Here is a 16,613-nt window from a genome sequence, read left to right as displayed (position 1 = left end):
TTATTTGATTTTTCTGGAACCGGGTTTTACGAGAGGTATCTTATTTTCTTTGCAAAGAGGGCATTCTTCAGGAAGAAAAGATTTAACCTCCAGTTGCAATGTACTGAACTGCGGCACGCCGAAATCGACCTTATTGTTGCTCCTGTCGACTATAAAACCGACTCCCGCAACAATACCGCCGCCTTTTCTTACTATATCCATTACTTCGAATACCGAACCGCCCGTAGTTACCACGTCTTCGCACACAAGGTATTTTTTACCAGCTTCGATGTTGAAACCTCTTCTTAGAGTTAGGGTTTTATCCTCTCGTTCGGCGAATATCGATTTCTTGTTTAACTGACGCGCTACTTCCTGCCCGACAACAATTCCTCCGATTGCGGGCGATATAACGATATCAATTTCATGGTTTTTAAAATGTTCTGCAATCATCCCGGAAATCAATGAATTGTATTCCGGATACTGAAGCACCAGAGCGCATTGAAAATATTGGTTGCTGTGTCTGCCGGAGGTCAATAAGAAATGACCTTCGAGTAAGGCTTCTGTTTTCAAAAAAATATCGAGAATTTGTTGTTTATCCATTAGAGTATAAAATGTTTATTGAATTAGCGAGTTTAAAGTCATTTTCGGTAATACCGTTAACGTTGTGAGTCTGTAGAGTTACTTCCACATTATTCCATCCGAATAATCTGATGTCGGGATGATGATCGATTTTTTCGGATTCGATGGCGATCTTGACGACAAACGCAACCGCGTCCGAGAAAGAATCGAGTTTGAAATTGCGTATCAATTTATTATTGTCGAAAGACCACCCTTTTAATGAGGGCAGTCTTTCGGATATCGATTTCTCGTCGAGTTTATTCATTAATAGTGTTCTTTTCTTCGCTGTTTTCTTCTTCTTTATCCGTATTTTTTACTTCGTCGTCGGATTTGTTCTGTACTTCTTCATTTTCTTCCTGCGATTTTTTATCCGGAACGAAATAAAGCTCTTCAGTATTCTTTTTATGTTTTACGATTATTTTATCGCCTTCTTTGAACTGACCTAACAGTAATTCCTCAGCCAGCGGATCTTCGATATATTTTTGAATCGCGCGTTTCAAAGGCCTTGCGCCGTATTTAGGGTCAAAACCTTTATCGGACAGAAATTCAATGGCAGATTTGTGCAATTCGATAGTCATCTTATTTTCCTGAAGATTCTTAACCAGGTCTTTCATTTCGATATTGATAATCTGTTTGATGTCTTCCTTGTCGAGACTTCTGAAGACGATGGTTTCATCGATCCTGTTAAGGAATTCAGGATTGAAGAGCTTTTTCATTGCGTCTTCGACTGTGTTTTTCAACGTAGTGTATGCGTCGGCTTCCGTGACGTCGCCGAAACCGAATCCGCCGGTTACTTTGATGTCTTTCGTACCTACATTCGACGTCATAATAATAATCGTATTCTTAAAGTCGACTCTTCTGCCGAGACTGTCTGTTAAGACCCCGTCGTCGAGAACCTGCAGGAGGATATTGAATACGTCGGGATGCGCTTTTTCAATTTCGTCGAAAAGCACAACCGAGTACGGTTTTCTTCTGACGCGTTCTGTCAATTGACCGCCTTCTTCGTAGCCGACATATCCCGGAGGAGCTCCGACCAGTCTGGATACCGAAAATTTCTCCATATACTCGCTCATATCGATACGTATAAGCGCGTCTTCTGTATCGAATAAATAACGGGCAAGTTCTTTGGCTAATTCAGTCTTACCGACTCCGGTCGGTCCGAGGAAAATAAAGGTACCTATCGGTCTGTTAGCGCTTTTAAGACCGGCTCGCGTTCTTCGAATTGCTTTGGCAAGTTTTGTAACAGCTTCGTCCTGTCCGACGATTCTTTGTTTGAGAGCTTCTTCCATTTTAAGAAGTTTTTCGCTTTCGGCCTGAACGACTCTCGTAGTAGGAATTCCGGTCATCATCGAAACGACAGTGGCAATATCTTCTTCCGTAACGTCGTAGACCATATCCTGGGTTTTAGCTTCCCATTCGCGTTTTGCAATTTCTAGGTCCGATTGCAATTGACGTTCTTTATCGCGCAATCGGGCAGCTTCTTCGTAGTCCTGCTGTTTGACGACCTGTATTTTCTGTAATTTCACTTTTTCAATTTCTTCTTCGAGACGCAGTATTTCTTCCGATACGGTAAAATTACCCATATGAACTCTCGAACCGGCTTCGTCGATAACGTCGATAGCTTTATCGGGCAGATGTCTGTCCGTAATGTATCGTTCGCTCAATCGTACAGCCGCTTCGATGGCTTCCCTCGAATATCGTACGTGGTGATGTTCTTCGTACTTGAATTTAATGTTCTCGAGGATTTCGATTGTTTCTTCGGGAGAAGGCGGGTCGACCATCACTTTCTGAAATCTTCTGTCGAGCGCGCCGTCGGTTTCGATATACTTTCTGTACTCGTCTAAAGTTGTGGCTCCTATGCATTGTATATCGCCGCGCGCCAATGCCGGTTTGAACATGTTCGAAGCGTCGAGAGAACCGGATGCGCCGCCGGCGCCTACGATTGTATGAAGTTCGTCGATAAATAATATCACGTCGTCTGCTTTCTCGAGCTCGTTCATCAATGCTTTCATTCTTTCTTCGAATTGACCGCGGTATTTAGTGCCCGCAACCAAGCCCGCCAGATCTAGCGTAACGACGCGTTTGTCCTGCAATATGCGGGGCACTTTCCTTTGAACAATACGGAGCGCCAAACCTTCCGCTATTGCGGTCTTTCCTACTCCTGGTTCCCCTATCAAAACGGGATTGTTCTTTTTCCTTCGGCTCAAAACCTGGGCAACGCGTTCAATCTCTTTTTCTCTTCCTATGACAGGGTCCAATTTGTCTTCTATTGCAAGTTTTGTTAAGTCCCTGCCGAAATTGTCAAGCACGGGCGTTTTTGTCTTCTCGACTTTCTTTGCCGTAAAAGGTTGAGCAAACGGAGCGGATGTTTTCTGGCTTTCTTTGCTCGAAAGAATATTGTTCAATTCGGCTCTTACATTGTCGTAATTAACATTGAACTGGTGCAATATCTGAGTAGCGATATTGTCTTCGTCTCTCAGGAGCGAAAGAAGTATATGTTCGGTTCCTATTACATCGGATTTGTAAATCTTCGATTCAATCTGGGTAATCTTGAGCACTTTTTCGGCTTGTTTGGTAAGCGGTATATTGCCGATGGTAAGAGTTCCGCCCGACGTTCTGACGGTGTCTTCAATGGCTTTTTTCAATTTAACCAGGTCGACGCCAAGATTTCTCAATATCTTGACGGCAACTCCCTGTCCTTCCCGGATAATACCCAGAAGAAGGTGTTCCGTACCTATATAATCATGACCCAGTCTGAGAGCTTCTTCTCGACTTAATCGAATGACTTCCTGTACCCTTTCTGAAAAATTTCCTTCCATAATTATAATTCCTCTCTTTTTCTTTCAGTCTTAAACAGTAAATCGGCTCAAATGGTTTCTTAAATATAAATATTGCAAATTCAGTTAGCAAGGTAATACAAATTTATCTTTTTTCGTGTTGATTTTGGCTCCGCTAAATTGTAATAATCGGAATGAATTTATATTTTGTAAAGGGTTTATAAAAAAATGGAGTTAAAATGGAAGCTTTAACGGGGGTATCGATCATTATTATTATTGCGATAGTTCTTTTCCTGATGGTATTTTTCTATTTCGTGCCGATCGGGCTCTATATTACGGCATACTTTTCGGGCGTAAAAGTAAAGATATTCAGGGATTTAATCGGAATGCGCCTGAGAAAAGTTTCGCCTCAAGTAATCATCAGGAATCTTATCTCGGCAACGAAAGCCGGAATTGAACTCGATATTTCTCTTCTGGAGGCTCATTATCTCGCCGGCGGAAACGTTACTAAAGTAGTCAATGCCTTGATTTCGGCAAACAAAGCAAATCTCGACCTCGGATTCGAAAAGGCTGCTGCTATCGATTTGGCGGGCAGGGATGTTCTCGAAGCAGTTAAAATGTCGGTAAATCCTAAAGTAATCGAAACTCCGCTCGTCGCGGCGGTCGCAAAAGACGGAATTCAATTGAAAGCTGTGGCAAGAATTACCGTCAGAACCAATCTCGAAAGACTTGTTGGAGGCGCGGGCGAAGCGACTATTCTTGCTCGTGTAGGCGAAGGGATAGTTTCCACGATCGGTTCCAGCAATTCTCACAAAGAAGTGCTCGAAAATCCGGACAGCATTTCGAAAGTGGTTCTCTCAAAAGGTCTCGACGCGGGCACGGCGTTCGAAATTCTTTCAATCGATATTGCGGACGTAGATGTGGGCATCAATATCGGAGCCATATTACAGACCGACCAGGCGGAAGCCGATTTGAAAGTTGCCCGGGCTAAAGCCGAAGAAAGACGCGCCGCTGCAGTCGCTCTGGAACAGGAAATGACTGCGGAAGTAGCTCGTATGCGCGCCAAAGTAGTCGAAGCCGAAGCGGAAATACCGAGAGCCATTGCGGAAGCATTCAGAAAAGGCAACCTCGGCGTTATCGATTATTATAACATAAAAAACATTCAGGCCGATACTGAAATGAGAGCCTCGATTGCAAAACCCGAAGAAGATAAAGATAAAAATAAAAACAAAGATCAAGAGTAATGGACAGTTTGTTTGAAATATTGATAATGCTTTTTCTTATCTATTCGGTAGTAAGCTCGATTTTTGCCGCCAGAAAAAAATCGGAAAGTTCCGACGAGGGAGAAGAAAACTCTTCTCCCGAGTCTTCCCCCGATTTGCTTGAGGATCTATTCGGCATAAAAACACCTCAACAAACGCAAAACGAGAATACTATTTCGTGGAATCCCGAAAAAGAATTCGACAATTACAAAGAATCTGTAAAAACGGCGCAGACCAAAATAGAAACGGAATTCAAATCTCCGGTTAAAAAAGTTAACGAAGCATATCAAAAGAAAAAAGTTCGAACAAAGGCGGATTCAATTCGAATGAAGATGAAAAATCCTCAAACTTTGAGGGAGCTTTATCTTATATCCGAAATACTGAATAAACCGAAAGCATTCCGAAGATAATGGCTAAAAAGTACGTATTAAAAAGGATTAATAAACAGGAAATTGTCGACGAATCCCGGTTCAGCATTAATTACAGAGATGAATTAAATCCTTCGCAATACGAAGCTGTTTCCGCAGTCGAAGGAAATTATCTCGTCATCGCGGGAGCGGGAAGCGGAAAAACCCGCACGCTGGTATACCGCGTGGCTCGCCTGACAGAATTGGGCTACAATCCTTCGTCTATATTATTGCTTACATTTACGCGCAAAGCCGCAAAAGAAATGCTCGACAGAGCCGCTATGCTGCTCGACAACCGCTGTTCGAAAGTTAACGGAGGCACTTTCCATTCTTTCGCAAATATTACTCTTCGGAAATATGCCAAGGCTGTTAACCTGGACGGCGGATTTACAATACTCGACCAAAGCGACAGCGAAGACGTAATAAATTTAATAAGAAGCGAACTCAATCCGACAAAAGACAAAAAAAGATTTCCTAACAAACAGACTATTTATAAAATTCTTAGCCTTTCGGTTAATACGGGCAAGACTATTGAGAAATTGATCGAAGAAGAATATCCCCACTTTCTCGAATATGCCGACAAATTCAACGACATTAAAAAAGTTTACGATTCTTATAAAAGACAGAATAATTTGCTCGATTACGACGACTTATTGATTTATCTTAAAAACTTTTTGCTCGATTTCAGCCCCGCCGCCAAATCGTTTCTGAATACGATAAAATTCGTAATGGTTGACGAATATCAGGACACCAATCATCTCCAGGCGGAAATAATTAAAGGGCTCGGTCAGATAAACGAAAATATAATGGTAGTGGGCGACGATTCTCAATCGATCTATTCGTTCCGCGGAGCCACATTCAAAAATATAATGGAATTTCCCAAACTGTTCAAAGACGTAAAAATTATTACGCTCGAAGAAAATTATCGCAGCACGCAGGAAATACTCGACTTCTCGAATTACATAATAGAACATGCAATCGAAAAATATCCGAAACACCTCTACAGCAGAAAAACAGGCGGTGAGTTGCCCGGTATAATCTGCGCCGCAAACGAAAACATGCAATCGCGTTTTATTGTGGAAAAGATACTCGAGTTGAGGGAAGAAGATGTTCCGCTCGACGAGATGGCGGTTTTATTCCGTTCTTCGTATCACTCTTTCGATTTGGAGATAGAGCTGAACAAAGCCAATATTCCGTACGTTAAATTCGGCGGAATGAAATTCATTGAAGCGGCGCATGTAAAAGACCTTCTGGCTTTTCTTAGAATCGCTTCTAATCCGCTCGATTTCGTAAGCTGGTATCGCGTGCTTTTACTCCATGAAGGCATCGGTCCCAAAAAGGCGCGGGCAATAATGGATAAATTGGCAAAAGGTATTCTGACTATTAAAAGTTCCCCCGATAAAACTTTGAGCAATAGTTACAACGACAGAATTTATAATCTTTTCAATGTGTTACACGAAATTCATACTAAGAATACGCTCCCGGCAGACAAGGCTGAAATTGCGATGAAATACTATCATCATTTATTTATAGAAAAATACGACGACTGGAATAAGCGGAAGAAAGATCTCGATATATTTATTAATATTGCAGAGAACTACAGAAGCCTGGAAAGCTTTTTGACGGACATGGCTCTCGAACCGCCTCAGGATTCGGTTGTCGATATCGAAGCCACGGATAAAGAAAATGAATTTCTTACATTATCGACCATCCATTCAGCCAAAGGGCTGGAATGGCATACGGTCTTTATAATTCATGCCGCCGACGGATTCTTTCCGTCAACGCAATCGTTCGACAAAGTCGAATCTTTGGAAGAAGAACGGCGACTTATGTATGTCGCATCGACGCGCGCAAAACAAAACTTGTTCGTATGTTATCCGATGAATATCTTCGACAGATTCCAGGGAATTACTTTTGCCAAGCCTTCCAGGTTCATCGACGGAGTAAGCGAAGAGCTCGCCACTCAATGGCTGCTCGAAGACGGATAATTTTATTAGCTTAGTTAAGAAGTTTGAATTATCTTTCGAATAAAAATGGTAAGAAAATTGGACAAAGAACAATTAATCTCCAAAGCAGTGGAAGCGGCGAGAAAAGCTTATGCTCCCTATTCAAATTTTCATGTTGGCGCCGCGTTGATAACAAAAAGCGGTAAAATTTATCTGGGAGCCAATATCGAAAATTCATCTTACGGATTGACAATCTGCGCCGAAAGAACAGCCGCATTCAGAGCAGTACTAGAAGGCGAAAAAGAATTCGATGCGATTGCAATTGTAAGCGATTCCGAAGACTTTACTCCCCCCTGCGGCGCCTGCCGACAGGTGCTTTCCGAATTATGCGGAAAAGATTTGTCGGTCATTATGAACAATAAAAAAGGCGAAATAAAGGAAATGACTCTCGAAGAATTACTCCCTTTTTCATTCGATAAGGAAAATCTGGAATAATATGGAACCTGTTACGCATTTTTACCCGTTGGGCGCCGGCTGGATTGAAGTTATTGCGGGATGTATGTTCAGCGGCAAAACAGAAGAATTGATTCGCAGACTAAAAAGAGCGATTATTGCCAAACAAAAAGTTAAAATTTTCAAACCGAAAATCGACACAAGATATTCCGAAACAGAAATTGTTTCACATAACGAGCAGTCGCTGCCGTCGATATTAATAGACAAGGCGGAAGACATTTTGGAACTTGCCGGCGACGCTCAGGTAATCGGCATCGACGAAGCTCAATTTTTCGATTTAAAATTGGTCGACGTCTGCAATAAACTTGCCGACGAGGGCAAGCGGGTGATTGTGGCCGGACTCGACCAGGATTATAGAGGCGAACCGTTCGAACCGATTCCCCAATTGCTGGCGACAGCAGAATTCATTACAAAAACACTGGCAATTTGCGTCGTCTGCGGAAACATTGCCGACAGGACTCAAAGAAAAATAGTTTCGCACGAAAGAGTTTTAGTGGGAGCATCGGACAGCTACGAAGCGCGATGCCGTAAATGTCATTATATACCGGATTGATTTATGGAATTTATTTCGTTATTCAGAGGAATCTTGGGAATACTTTTATTAATCGGCATTGCGTATTTAATGTCGAATAATAAAAAGCAGGTCAATTGGCGACTCGTAATTTCAGGTTTGTTAATCCAGATTGCTTTTGCAATTATAATTCTGAAGGGAGATATTCTCGGATCATATTTTTCGCCGCTCGGATGGCCTAAGGAATTTTTCAGATTTATCAGCAGCTTTTTCGTTCTTATTCTTAATTTTACTACTGAAGGGGCAAAATTCGTATTCGGTAGTCTCGGTCTTGGTCCCGGAAACGAAGAAAGCATGGGAGTCTTTTTTGCTTTCCAGGTTTTACCGACCATTATATTCTTCGCCAGTTTGATGTCGGTGCTTTATTACTTGGGAATAATGCAAAAGATCGTCGAAGGGATGGCATGGATAATGGCTAAAGTAATGGGAACAAGCGGAGCCGAATCGCTCTCATGCACCGCCAATATTTTCGTCGGTCAAACAGAAGCGCCTCTTATGATTAAACCTTATCTGAAAGGAATGACCAAAAGTGAACTTTTGACTATAATGGTGGGCGGAATGGCTACCATCGCCGGCGGGGTTATGGCGGCTTATATTCAAATATTGGGCGTGGCTTTTTCAAAAACGCACAATATCCCTCTCGAAGAAGCCCAATTGATTTTTGCCACTCATTTATTGGGCGCCAGCGTTATGGCCGCTCCGGCGGCGTTATTGATTTCCAAAATAATTTTCCCGGAAACCGGAGAGCCCGAAACGAAGGGCAAAGTAAAAGTAAAAGTCGAAAAATCCGCTTCGAACGTGATCGAAGCAGCCGCGGCAGGCGCGTCCGAAGGAATGACTTTAGCATTGAACGTTGCAGCCATGTTAATCGCTTTTATCGCTTTGATAGCAATGATTAATTATTTTCTCGGCTGGCTGGGCGATTTTTCGGGAATCAATTCTTTCCTGCAAGATAAATTCGACGCAAAATTAAGTATGCAATTCCTGTTCGGTTCAGTACTGCAATTTTTAGCTTACGGCATCGGCGTTCCGTGGGAAAGCGCATATCATTTCGGAAGTTTGATCGGGACTAAAGTTGTGCTAAATGAATTTGTAGCGTATCTCGATATGAGCGCTCTAATAGAATCGAATATTTTCACAAATGAAAAAGCCATGTTCATGGCAACTTACGCTTTATGCGGCTTTGCAAATTTCAGTTCAATTGCCATCCAAATCGGAGGAATTTCACCTTTGGCTCCTTCCAGAAGGAGCGACCTGGCAGAACTGGGCCTTAAAGCCGTTATTGGAGGAACTCTGGCGAATCTACTTACCGCCACTCTTGCGGGAATATTAATCTGATGATAAACTTAAAAGACAAATACAAAAATATAATTGAAAATATCGGCGGAATAATTCCCTTTAAACCTGAGATTTGCATTGTACTCGGCAGCGGCTTGGGCGGCTTTGCGGATAACTTCGTTAATAAATTTACTATTCCGACAAACGAAATTCCCGGTTATCCGAAATCGACTGTGGAAGGTCATAAAGGTTATCTTCATTTCGTCGAATACAACAATAAAAAAATATTACTCGTTCAGGGTAGACTTCATTTCTATGAAGGTTACAGACTTTCAGATTGCCTGCTGCCTGTTCATATTGCATCTCAAATGGGCGTAGAAAAAATCATTCTTACAAACGCGGCGGGCGGAGTCAATAAATATTTTATACCCGGAGATTTAATGCTTACTTCCTCTTTCATTTCTTTTAATATCAAAAAAGAGATGGCCGAAGTTATGGGAGCGGGAAATATCGAAAGCAGAAACCGCAGCTTCCCTTCGGAATATCTGAACGACGTAATCAAAAGAGCGGCTTCCGAAGAAATGATACCCCTCAAAGAAGGAGTCTATTGGTTCAACAAAGGTCCTTCATACGAAACTCCTGCGGAAATCGAAATGGCTGCCCGAATGAATTGCGACGCAGTCGGAATGTCCACAGTCCACGAAGCTTATTACGCGCATTTAATGGGAATGGAAACTTCTTCGATTTCATGTATTACCAATATGGCGGCGGGCATTTCGCAGAATAAATTGTCGCATCAGGAAGTAATAGACACAGCAGAGCTTGTAAAAGATAAATTCGAACGCCTTGTAAAGAAATCTATCGAATTAATGTAGCCAGAAGCGCGGCGGCGGCGATGACGGCTGTCTCGCTTCTCAATCTGTTTTCTGTAAGTTTCAGCAGACTAGCGTTTTCGAAAGCTTCAATTTCAGAACTTTCAAATCCCCCTTCCGGACCAAATATGAAAAAATAATTTTTATTGCTATCGTAATTATTGTTCAAATATTCCGTCAGTGTGTCATTACCCTTTTGTTCGAAAATTATTATCTCACCGTTAAAAGAAATTTCATGCAAATTCTCAGCATAACCGACGACGGGTTTCCAGCTTCTCAGGGATTGTTTCATCGCAGCCAGCGCAATTTTATTCCATCTGTTAAGTTTTTCGCCCCTGGCAACGGTTCTCTTCGATTCGAAAACGATGAAATTCGTTATACCCAGCTCGATCGATTTTTCCAGAGCCGCTTCGAACCGTTCTGCATTTTTGAGCCGCGGCAAACAAAAGGTTATATTTTTAAATTTGTCCGGATAAGAATAGATTTGTTTGATTTCCGTTTTGACTTCTCTTTTTGAAATATCGAATATGACTGTCCGGTAGATATTCCCTTTGCCGTCGGTGACGTAAATTTCGTCTCCGGTATTGTGACGCATAACTTTGGTCAAATGATGCGATTCTTCCCGACTCAAGACAATCGTTTTTGTTCCTTCAATCGCATCCGAATAATAAAGCTCTATTTCTGAAAGAAAAGAATCGCTCAATTATCTATCCTCCGAAGCACATCGAGTGAACAATCTTAATGCATTCGTCCTGTATAACCGTAATACCGTTTTTGATTAACGGAGCGACAGCGTCGTCGTTGCGTATTCCAAGCTGCAGCCAGACTCCGCGAGGTTTAATTTCAAGTATGTCGGGAATCAGTTCCGGAATATCTTCAGACCTTCTGAAAATATTAACAATATCGATATCGAAAGGGATATCGGTCAGAGATTTAAAGACCGGTATATCGAAGTCGTCGTTCAAATTCGGATTGACGCCCGCTATTTCGTAGCCGTTGCGGATCAAATAATCGGCAATCATTCTGCTTGTTTTAAACGGATTGCGTGATAAGCCTACCACCGCAATCCGCTTTGAATTTTTCAGCAATTCACATTCGTTGTTGTTATACATATACTTCCGTTATTCGTATTGAGATACGGGCGGACAACTGCAAATGAGATTTCTGTCGCCGTAAGCGTTGTTTATTCTGCCTACCGAAACCCACGGTTTGTAGATTTTAAGATAGTCCACCGGGAAAGCCGCTTTTGTACGCGTATACGAATGGTTCCATTCGTCAGCAGACAATTCAAACGGAGTATGCGGCGCGTTTTTCAATACATTGTCTTCGGCGTCGAATTTGCCTTCTTCGATTTCTTTAATTTCATTATAGATTGAAATCATGGCGTCGCAAAATCTGTCAAGCTCGTATTTCGATTCGCTTTCCGTCGGTTCGACCATCAATGTTCCCGGAACGGGGAATGATACGGTCGGAGCATGGAATCCGTAATCCATTAATCGTTTGGCAATATCGTCCACGTCAATTTTTGCCGTCTGTTTGAACTTTCTCGTATCGAATATCAGCTCGTGCGCTACAAATCCTCTTTTGCCGGAATAGAGAACCGGGAAATAACTTTTCAGTTTTTCTTTGAGATAATTCGCATTCAGAATTGCCGCTTTTGTAGCGTGAGTCAAGCCTTCGCCGCCCATCATTTTAATGTAAGCATAAGAAATAATTAAAATGAGCGGACTTCCGAAAGGAGCGGCGGAAACCGCCGATATTGCATTTTCGCCGCCGGTTTTCACAAGCGGGTGTCCCGGCAAAAACGGTTTTAAGTGTTCGGCGACGGCAATCGGACCCATTCCCGGACCTCCGCCTCCGTGCGGAATTGCAAATGTTTTGTGGAGATTTATATGACATACGTCTGCGCCTATTTCCGCCGGGTATGCCAACCCGACGAGCGCATTTAAATTTGCTCCGTCCATATAAACCTGTCCGCCGTTGTCGTGAATGATTTTGCAAATTTCCACGATATCTTCTTCAAAAACTCCGTGAGTGGACGGATAAGTAACCATTAATGCCGATAAATTATCTTTATGCTCTTCGGCTTTGGATTTGAGATCGTTCAAATCGATATTGCCGTTTTCATCGCATTTGACAACCACTACTTTGTTGCCCGCCATAACGGCGCTTGCAGGATTAGTACCATGCGCAGAAGATGGTATCAGAACAATATTTCTGTTGCCTTCTCCTCTGCTTTTATGATAAGCGCGTATAACCATCAGTCCTGTATATTCTCCCTGTGCGCCCGAATTCGGCTGGAAAGAAATTCCTTTAAATCCTGTTATTTTCATCAAATCGTCGCCCAATTCTTTTATTATTCTGAAATAACCTTCCGCCTGATCGGAAGGCGCGAAAGGATGAATTTCCGTAAACTCTTCCCAGCTAATTCCGAACATCTCCGTGGCGGCGTTCAATTTCATTGTGCACGATCCGAGAGAAATCATCGAAGTCGTCAATGAAAAATCTTTGACCGTTAAACTCTTGATATACCTCATCAATTCGGTTTCGGAATGATATTTATTAAATACCGGGTGAGTCAAATACGGACTTCTTCTTTTTAATTTATCAGGGATAGCATAGTAATCGAATTCGATTTTGTCGACTTTCGTCGAATATGAGAGTCCGAGCGCTTTATCGAAGATTTCCACGATTTCAGCAATATCTTCAAATGTAGTAGCTTGCGAAATTGAAATGCTTATCTTGTCGGTATCAGTATAGCGGAAATTAATCTTTCTTTCGAGCGCCAGTTTACGAACGGACTCTACTTCCGAAGGATTTTTGAATTTAATTAGCAGCGTATCGAAATAAAAATCGTTAAGTTGATTCAGCCCCATATTTTTAAGATGACTATTCAACAACGATGTCAAATAATGAATCCGCTCGGCAATATTTTTAATTCCTTCGGGACCGTGATAGACTGCGTACATTGAAGCCATTACAGCGAGCAATGCCTGAGAAGTGCAAATATTACTAGTCGCATGCTCTCGTTTGATATGCTGTTCCCTGGTTTGAAGCGCCATTCTCAGGGCTCTGTTTCCGTGGCGGTCGATCGAAACTCCGATGATTCTGCCCGGTACGAATCTTTTATATTCCTCTTTGGTCGCAAAATAAGCCGCATGCGGACCGCCGAATCCCATCGGCACGCCGAAGCGCTGCGTTGCGCCAACTGCTACGTCGGCGCCGAATTCTCCCGGAGGAGTCAGAAGAGCTAAACTCATTAAATCAGCAGCCACAGCTTTGAGAATTCCGAACTCGTCTGCTTTTTTGAATAATTCCGAATAATCGATAATTTTTCCGGAGGAAGCGGGATATTGAACAATAAGCCCGAAATACGATTCGTCAAACCGGGCATTCCCGGGCTCATCTATCACGAGTTCAATACCGATAGGTTCGCTTCTCGTTTTCAGCACTTCAATTGTTTGAGGAAAAACGTCATTCGATACGAAAAATTTATTGGCGTTTTTCTTTCCGTTTTTCTGAAAATTAAATAGCATTGCCATCGCTTCGGCCGCCGCTGTCGCTTCGTCGAGTAACGAAGCGTTTGCAATCGGCAACCCTGTCATGTCGATTATCATAGTCTGGAAATTGAGCAAGGCTTCCAGCCTTCCCTGCGATATTTCTGCCTGATACGGAGTGTAAGGAGTGTACCAATCGGGATTTTCCAGAATGTTTCTCCGAATTACTCCCGGCAAAATGACGGGATAATAACCGAGTCCGATATAATTCTTGAAAAGTTTGTTTTCGTTTGCAATTTCCGTGAGTCTTTCGATCATGTGGTATTCGCTCAACGGTTCGTCCAGCTCGAGCTTTTTTTCGCTGCGTATTGATTCAGGCAGAGCTTTTTCAACAAGTTCATCGAGCGAAGAAACGGCGATTGTGTCGCACATTTGTTTAATATCGCTTTCGTCGGGTCCGACATGGCGATTGACAAATTTGTCGTTAAATAATGGGGTCTCCATATTTATTACTCTCTTTAATGGAAATTATAAATTATTTAGCATAGCTAATATAGTTAAAAGTATTAAGATGAAGAGGGGGCGTCATTAATTTTCGAGAGGGCGTCCTTCGCGGCGTTTTGTTCTGCGGTTTTTTTGTTCTTCCCTTTACCGCTGCCGAGTTTTTCGTTATTCACAAAAACATCCACAACAAATTCCTTGTCGTGCTGCGGTCCTGTTTCGCTAACAACGACGTATCTGGGCGAGCTGATTTTCTTCGAATGGGTAAGTTCGAGCAATTGTCCTTTATAATTTTGGTCTTTCAATATATTCCCGTGTTCTTTAGACGGTAAAATTACGGCTCTTAAAATAAACTGTTTCGCGTATTTTAATCCCCTGTCCAGATAAATGGCGCCTATCAGAGCTTCGATAGCGTCGGATAAAATTGTTTTCATTCCTTCCGCGGTCTGGTCGATATATTTTTGGTTATAGAGTAAAAGCCTGACAATTCCGAGGTATTCCGCGCATGCGAACAAATTGGCTCTGTTTACAATTGTGGAGCGTACCTTGGTAAGAAAGCCTTCTTCCTGAGTGGAATATGTACGAAACAAATATTCGGCCACAACCATATTGAGGACAGCGTCGCCGAGGAATTCGAGTCGTTCGTTGGATTTTTCGAGTTCCGGAAAAAGCTCGAGATACGATCTGTGGGTTAGAGCTTTAATGTAGTATTCTGCGTTTTTTACTTTGAAGCCCAAAATGCTTTCAAGCAGTTCGATGTCGAACAGATAATCTTTAATATATTTTCGTTCCTTGCGGGAAAAAATATTTTTGATAAACCTTCCAAACAAGATTATCCTTCGAACTTTTTAAACAACAGACTGGCGTTATGACCTCCGAATCCGAAAGTGTTGCTGATCGCATATTTAATTTCTCTGTTTACGGGCTTCTTCGGCGTATAATTCAAATCGCACTCGGGATCGGGTTCTTCAAGGTTAATTGTCGGCGGAATAGAGCTGTTTTTTATTGCTAATATTGTGGCGATTGCTTCAACGGCTCCTGCGGCGCCGAGCAAATGCCCCGTCATCGATTTAGTGGAGCTGACGTTCAATTTGTAAGCATGATCGCCAAAGACCGATTTAATAGCTTTTGTCTCGTTGATATCGTTCAATTCTGTCGAAGTGCCGTGAGCGTTGATATAATCGACTTCTTCGGGTTTTACATCTGCGTCGCGAAGGGCTTCTTTCATGGCGCGGGCAGCTCCTTCGCCATTAGGAGCGGGAGCCGTAATGTGATAAGCGTCGCCGGTTAATCCGACGCCGACAATTTCCGCATAAATTTTGGCGCCTCTTGCCAACGCGTGTTCGAGCTCTTCGAGTACAATAACGCCGCCTCCTTCTCCCATTACAAAACCGTTGCGGTCTTTGTCGAACGGTCTGGAAGCCTCCATATAACGGTCGTTCCACGTAGAGAGAGCTCGCGCCGAATTAAATCCCGCAATCGACATCGGAGTAATCGGCGCTTCTGATCCGCCTGTAAATATCAGATCGGCAGAGCCTCTTTGAATAAGAATAAATGCATCTGCTATTGCATGAGAAGAAGTTGCGCATGCGGATACAGTCGCATAGTTCGGTCCTTTCAACCCGTATTTGATTGAAATGTGACCGGCTGCAATATCGGGAATCATCATGGGAACAAAGAACGGACTTACTCTTTTGGGTCCCCCATTGACAAATGCAGAATGTTGTTCTTCAAAAGTCCAAATGCCTCCGATGCCGCTTCCGAACACCACGCCCGCCATTTCTTTGTTAATCTTGGAGAGGTCTATTGCGGAATCTTCCAAAGCCATGGCTGCCGAAGCGAGCGCATAATGAGTATATGAATCCATTCTGCGGAGTTCTTTTTTATCGATATAATCGGCAGGATCGAAATTTTTCAGTTCGCAGGCAAATTGAGTCGTAAATTCGGATACGTCGAATTTAGTAATTTTGCCCGCTCCGTTTTTTCCGGAAATTAAACCTTCCCAGAAATCTTTAATATTATTTCCAATCGGCGTTACCGCCCCCATTCCGGTTATAACGACTCTTCTTTTCTGCATAATATTCCCGTTTTTAATAAAAGAAAAACGAGGCTGTTCGGTCGAACAGCCTCTCTATTATTAACTTACTTTTTCTTTGAGATACTTGATTGCATCGCCGACTGTAGCAATTTTTTCGGCGTCTTCGTCTGGAATCGAAATATCGAAAGCCGATTCGAAACCCATAACCAATTCTACGATATCCAATGAATCAGCGCCAAGGTCGTTTGTGAAGGATGCCTCGGGTGTAATTTGAGATTCTTCAACGCCGAGCTTGTCCATGATTATTTCTTTTACTTTTGCTTCAATGTCCATTTATTTTACTCCTTAAATGTT

The 16,613-nt window shown here is 42.5% G+C and carries 16 protein-coding genes; 7 read left to right on the top strand and 9 right to left on the bottom strand.

Translation table 11 applies throughout. From position 1 onward, the window contains the following. The 3 genes from pyrE to ACOYVE_RS09320 are packed head-to-tail and all read right to left on the bottom strand — an operon-like array spanning window position 1 to window position 3,416. Complete coding sequence (gene pyrE, locus ACOYVE_RS09330; protein ID WP_014857130.1) at window positions 1–579, bottom strand: orotate phosphoribosyltransferase; 579 nt, start codon at window positions 577–579, stop codon at window positions 1–3. Further along, on the bottom strand, window positions 572–862 hold the full coding sequence (locus ACOYVE_RS09325) for a 4a-hydroxytetrahydrobiopterin dehydratase (protein ID WP_014857129.1): 291 nt from the start codon (window positions 860–862) through the stop codon (window positions 572–574). The genes pyrE and ACOYVE_RS09325 overlap by 8 nt, the downstream gene beginning before the upstream one ends. Then, window positions 855–3,416 (bottom strand): ATP-dependent Clp protease ATP-binding subunit, encoded by a 2,562-nt coding sequence (locus ACOYVE_RS09320; protein WP_422881650.1) that lies wholly within the window; start codon window positions 3,414–3,416, stop codon window positions 855–857. The genes ACOYVE_RS09325 and ACOYVE_RS09320 overlap by 8 nt, the downstream gene beginning before the upstream one ends. Window positions 3,417–3,613: 197 nt before the next feature. On the opposite strand from ACOYVE_RS09320, the gene floA reads away from it, so the two are divergent. The 7 genes from floA to ACOYVE_RS09285 are packed head-to-tail and all read left to right on the top strand — an operon-like array spanning window position 3,614 to window position 10,226. Next, window positions 3,614–4,618, top strand: coding sequence for a flotillin-like protein FloA (gene floA / locus ACOYVE_RS09315; protein WP_014857127.1), 1,005 nt, complete (start codon window positions 3,614–3,616; stop codon window positions 4,616–4,618). Further along, complete coding sequence (locus ACOYVE_RS09310; protein ID WP_014857126.1) at window positions 4,618–5,046, top strand: hypothetical protein; 429 nt, start codon at window positions 4,618–4,620, stop codon at window positions 5,044–5,046. Before floA ends, ACOYVE_RS09310 begins: the two co-directional genes overlap by 1 nt. Continuing rightward, window positions 5,046–7,031, top strand: coding sequence for an ATP-dependent helicase (locus ACOYVE_RS09305; RefSeq protein ID WP_014857125.1), 1,986 nt, complete (start codon window positions 5,046–5,048; stop codon window positions 7,029–7,031). Before ACOYVE_RS09310 ends, ACOYVE_RS09305 begins: the two co-directional genes overlap by 1 nt. A gap of 57 nt (window positions 7,032–7,088) precedes the next feature. Then, window positions 7,089–7,484, top strand: coding sequence for a cytidine deaminase (cdd, locus tag ACOYVE_RS09300; RefSeq protein WP_041356637.1), 396 nt, complete (start codon window positions 7,089–7,091; stop codon window positions 7,482–7,484). A 1-nt stretch (window position 7,485) separates the two neighbouring features. Then, window positions 7,486–8,055, top strand: a complete 570-nt coding sequence (locus tag ACOYVE_RS09295; protein WP_014857123.1) for a thymidine kinase — start codon at window positions 7,486–7,488, stop codon at window positions 8,053–8,055. 3 nt (window positions 8,056–8,058) lie between these two features. Next, complete coding sequence (locus tag ACOYVE_RS09290; RefSeq protein ID WP_014857122.1) at window positions 8,059–9,411, top strand: NupC/NupG family nucleoside CNT transporter; 1,353 nt, start codon at window positions 8,059–8,061, stop codon at window positions 9,409–9,411. Continuing rightward, window positions 9,411–10,226 (top strand): purine-nucleoside phosphorylase, encoded by an 816-nt coding sequence (locus ACOYVE_RS09285; protein ID WP_014857121.1) that lies wholly within the window; start codon window positions 9,411–9,413, stop codon window positions 10,224–10,226. The genes ACOYVE_RS09290 and ACOYVE_RS09285 overlap by 1 nt, the downstream gene beginning before the upstream one ends. On the opposite strand, the gene ACOYVE_RS09280 is transcribed toward ACOYVE_RS09285, so the two are convergent. The 6 genes from ACOYVE_RS09280 to ACOYVE_RS09255 all read right to left on the bottom strand — a co-directional run bounded on the left by ACOYVE_RS09280 (window position 10,210) and on the right by ACOYVE_RS09255 (window position 16,592). Then, window positions 10,210–10,926, bottom strand: a complete 717-nt coding sequence (locus ACOYVE_RS09280) for an RsmE family RNA methyltransferase (protein ID WP_014857120.1) — start codon at window positions 10,924–10,926, stop codon at window positions 10,210–10,212. The genes ACOYVE_RS09285 and ACOYVE_RS09280 overlap by 17 nt on opposite strands. A gap of 4 nt (window positions 10,927–10,930) precedes the next feature. After that, entirely contained in the window at window positions 10,931–11,335 is a 405-nt protein-coding gene (locus ACOYVE_RS09275) for a CoA-binding protein (protein WP_014857119.1), read from the bottom strand. A gap of 9 nt (window positions 11,336–11,344) precedes the next feature. Continuing rightward, on the bottom strand, window positions 11,345–14,224 hold the full coding sequence (gcvP, locus tag ACOYVE_RS09270; protein ID WP_422881646.1) for an aminomethyl-transferring glycine dehydrogenase: 2,880 nt from the start codon (window positions 14,222–14,224) through the stop codon (window positions 11,345–11,347). A 62-nt stretch (window positions 14,225–14,286) separates the two neighbouring features. Further along, window positions 14,287–15,051 carry a ribonuclease III gene (gene rnc / locus ACOYVE_RS09265; protein WP_422881644.1) on the bottom strand — a complete coding sequence of 255 codons (765 nt, stop codon included), beginning with the start codon at window positions 15,049–15,051 and terminating at the stop codon, window positions 14,287–14,289. Between the two features lie 2 nt (window positions 15,052–15,053). Beyond that, window positions 15,054–16,298: a beta-ketoacyl-ACP synthase II gene (gene fabF / locus ACOYVE_RS09260; RefSeq protein WP_014857116.1), complete on the bottom strand. Its 1,245-nt coding sequence runs from the start codon at window positions 16,296–16,298 to the stop codon at window positions 15,054–15,056. Window positions 16,299–16,358: 60 nt separating this feature from the next. After that, window positions 16,359–16,592, bottom strand: coding sequence for an acyl carrier protein (locus ACOYVE_RS09255; protein WP_014857115.1), 234 nt, complete (start codon window positions 16,590–16,592; stop codon window positions 16,359–16,361). Window positions 16,593–16,613: the final 21 nt, after the last annotated feature.

Source organism: Melioribacter sp., from assembly GCF_049325435.1.
In the GTDB taxonomy this organism is placed as follows: Bacteria; Bacteroidota; Ignavibacteria; order Ignavibacteriales; family Melioribacteraceae; genus Melioribacter; species Melioribacter roseus.
Note: the sequence above shows the minus strand (reverse complement) of the source record. Positions and strands in the feature narration are given on the sequence as shown.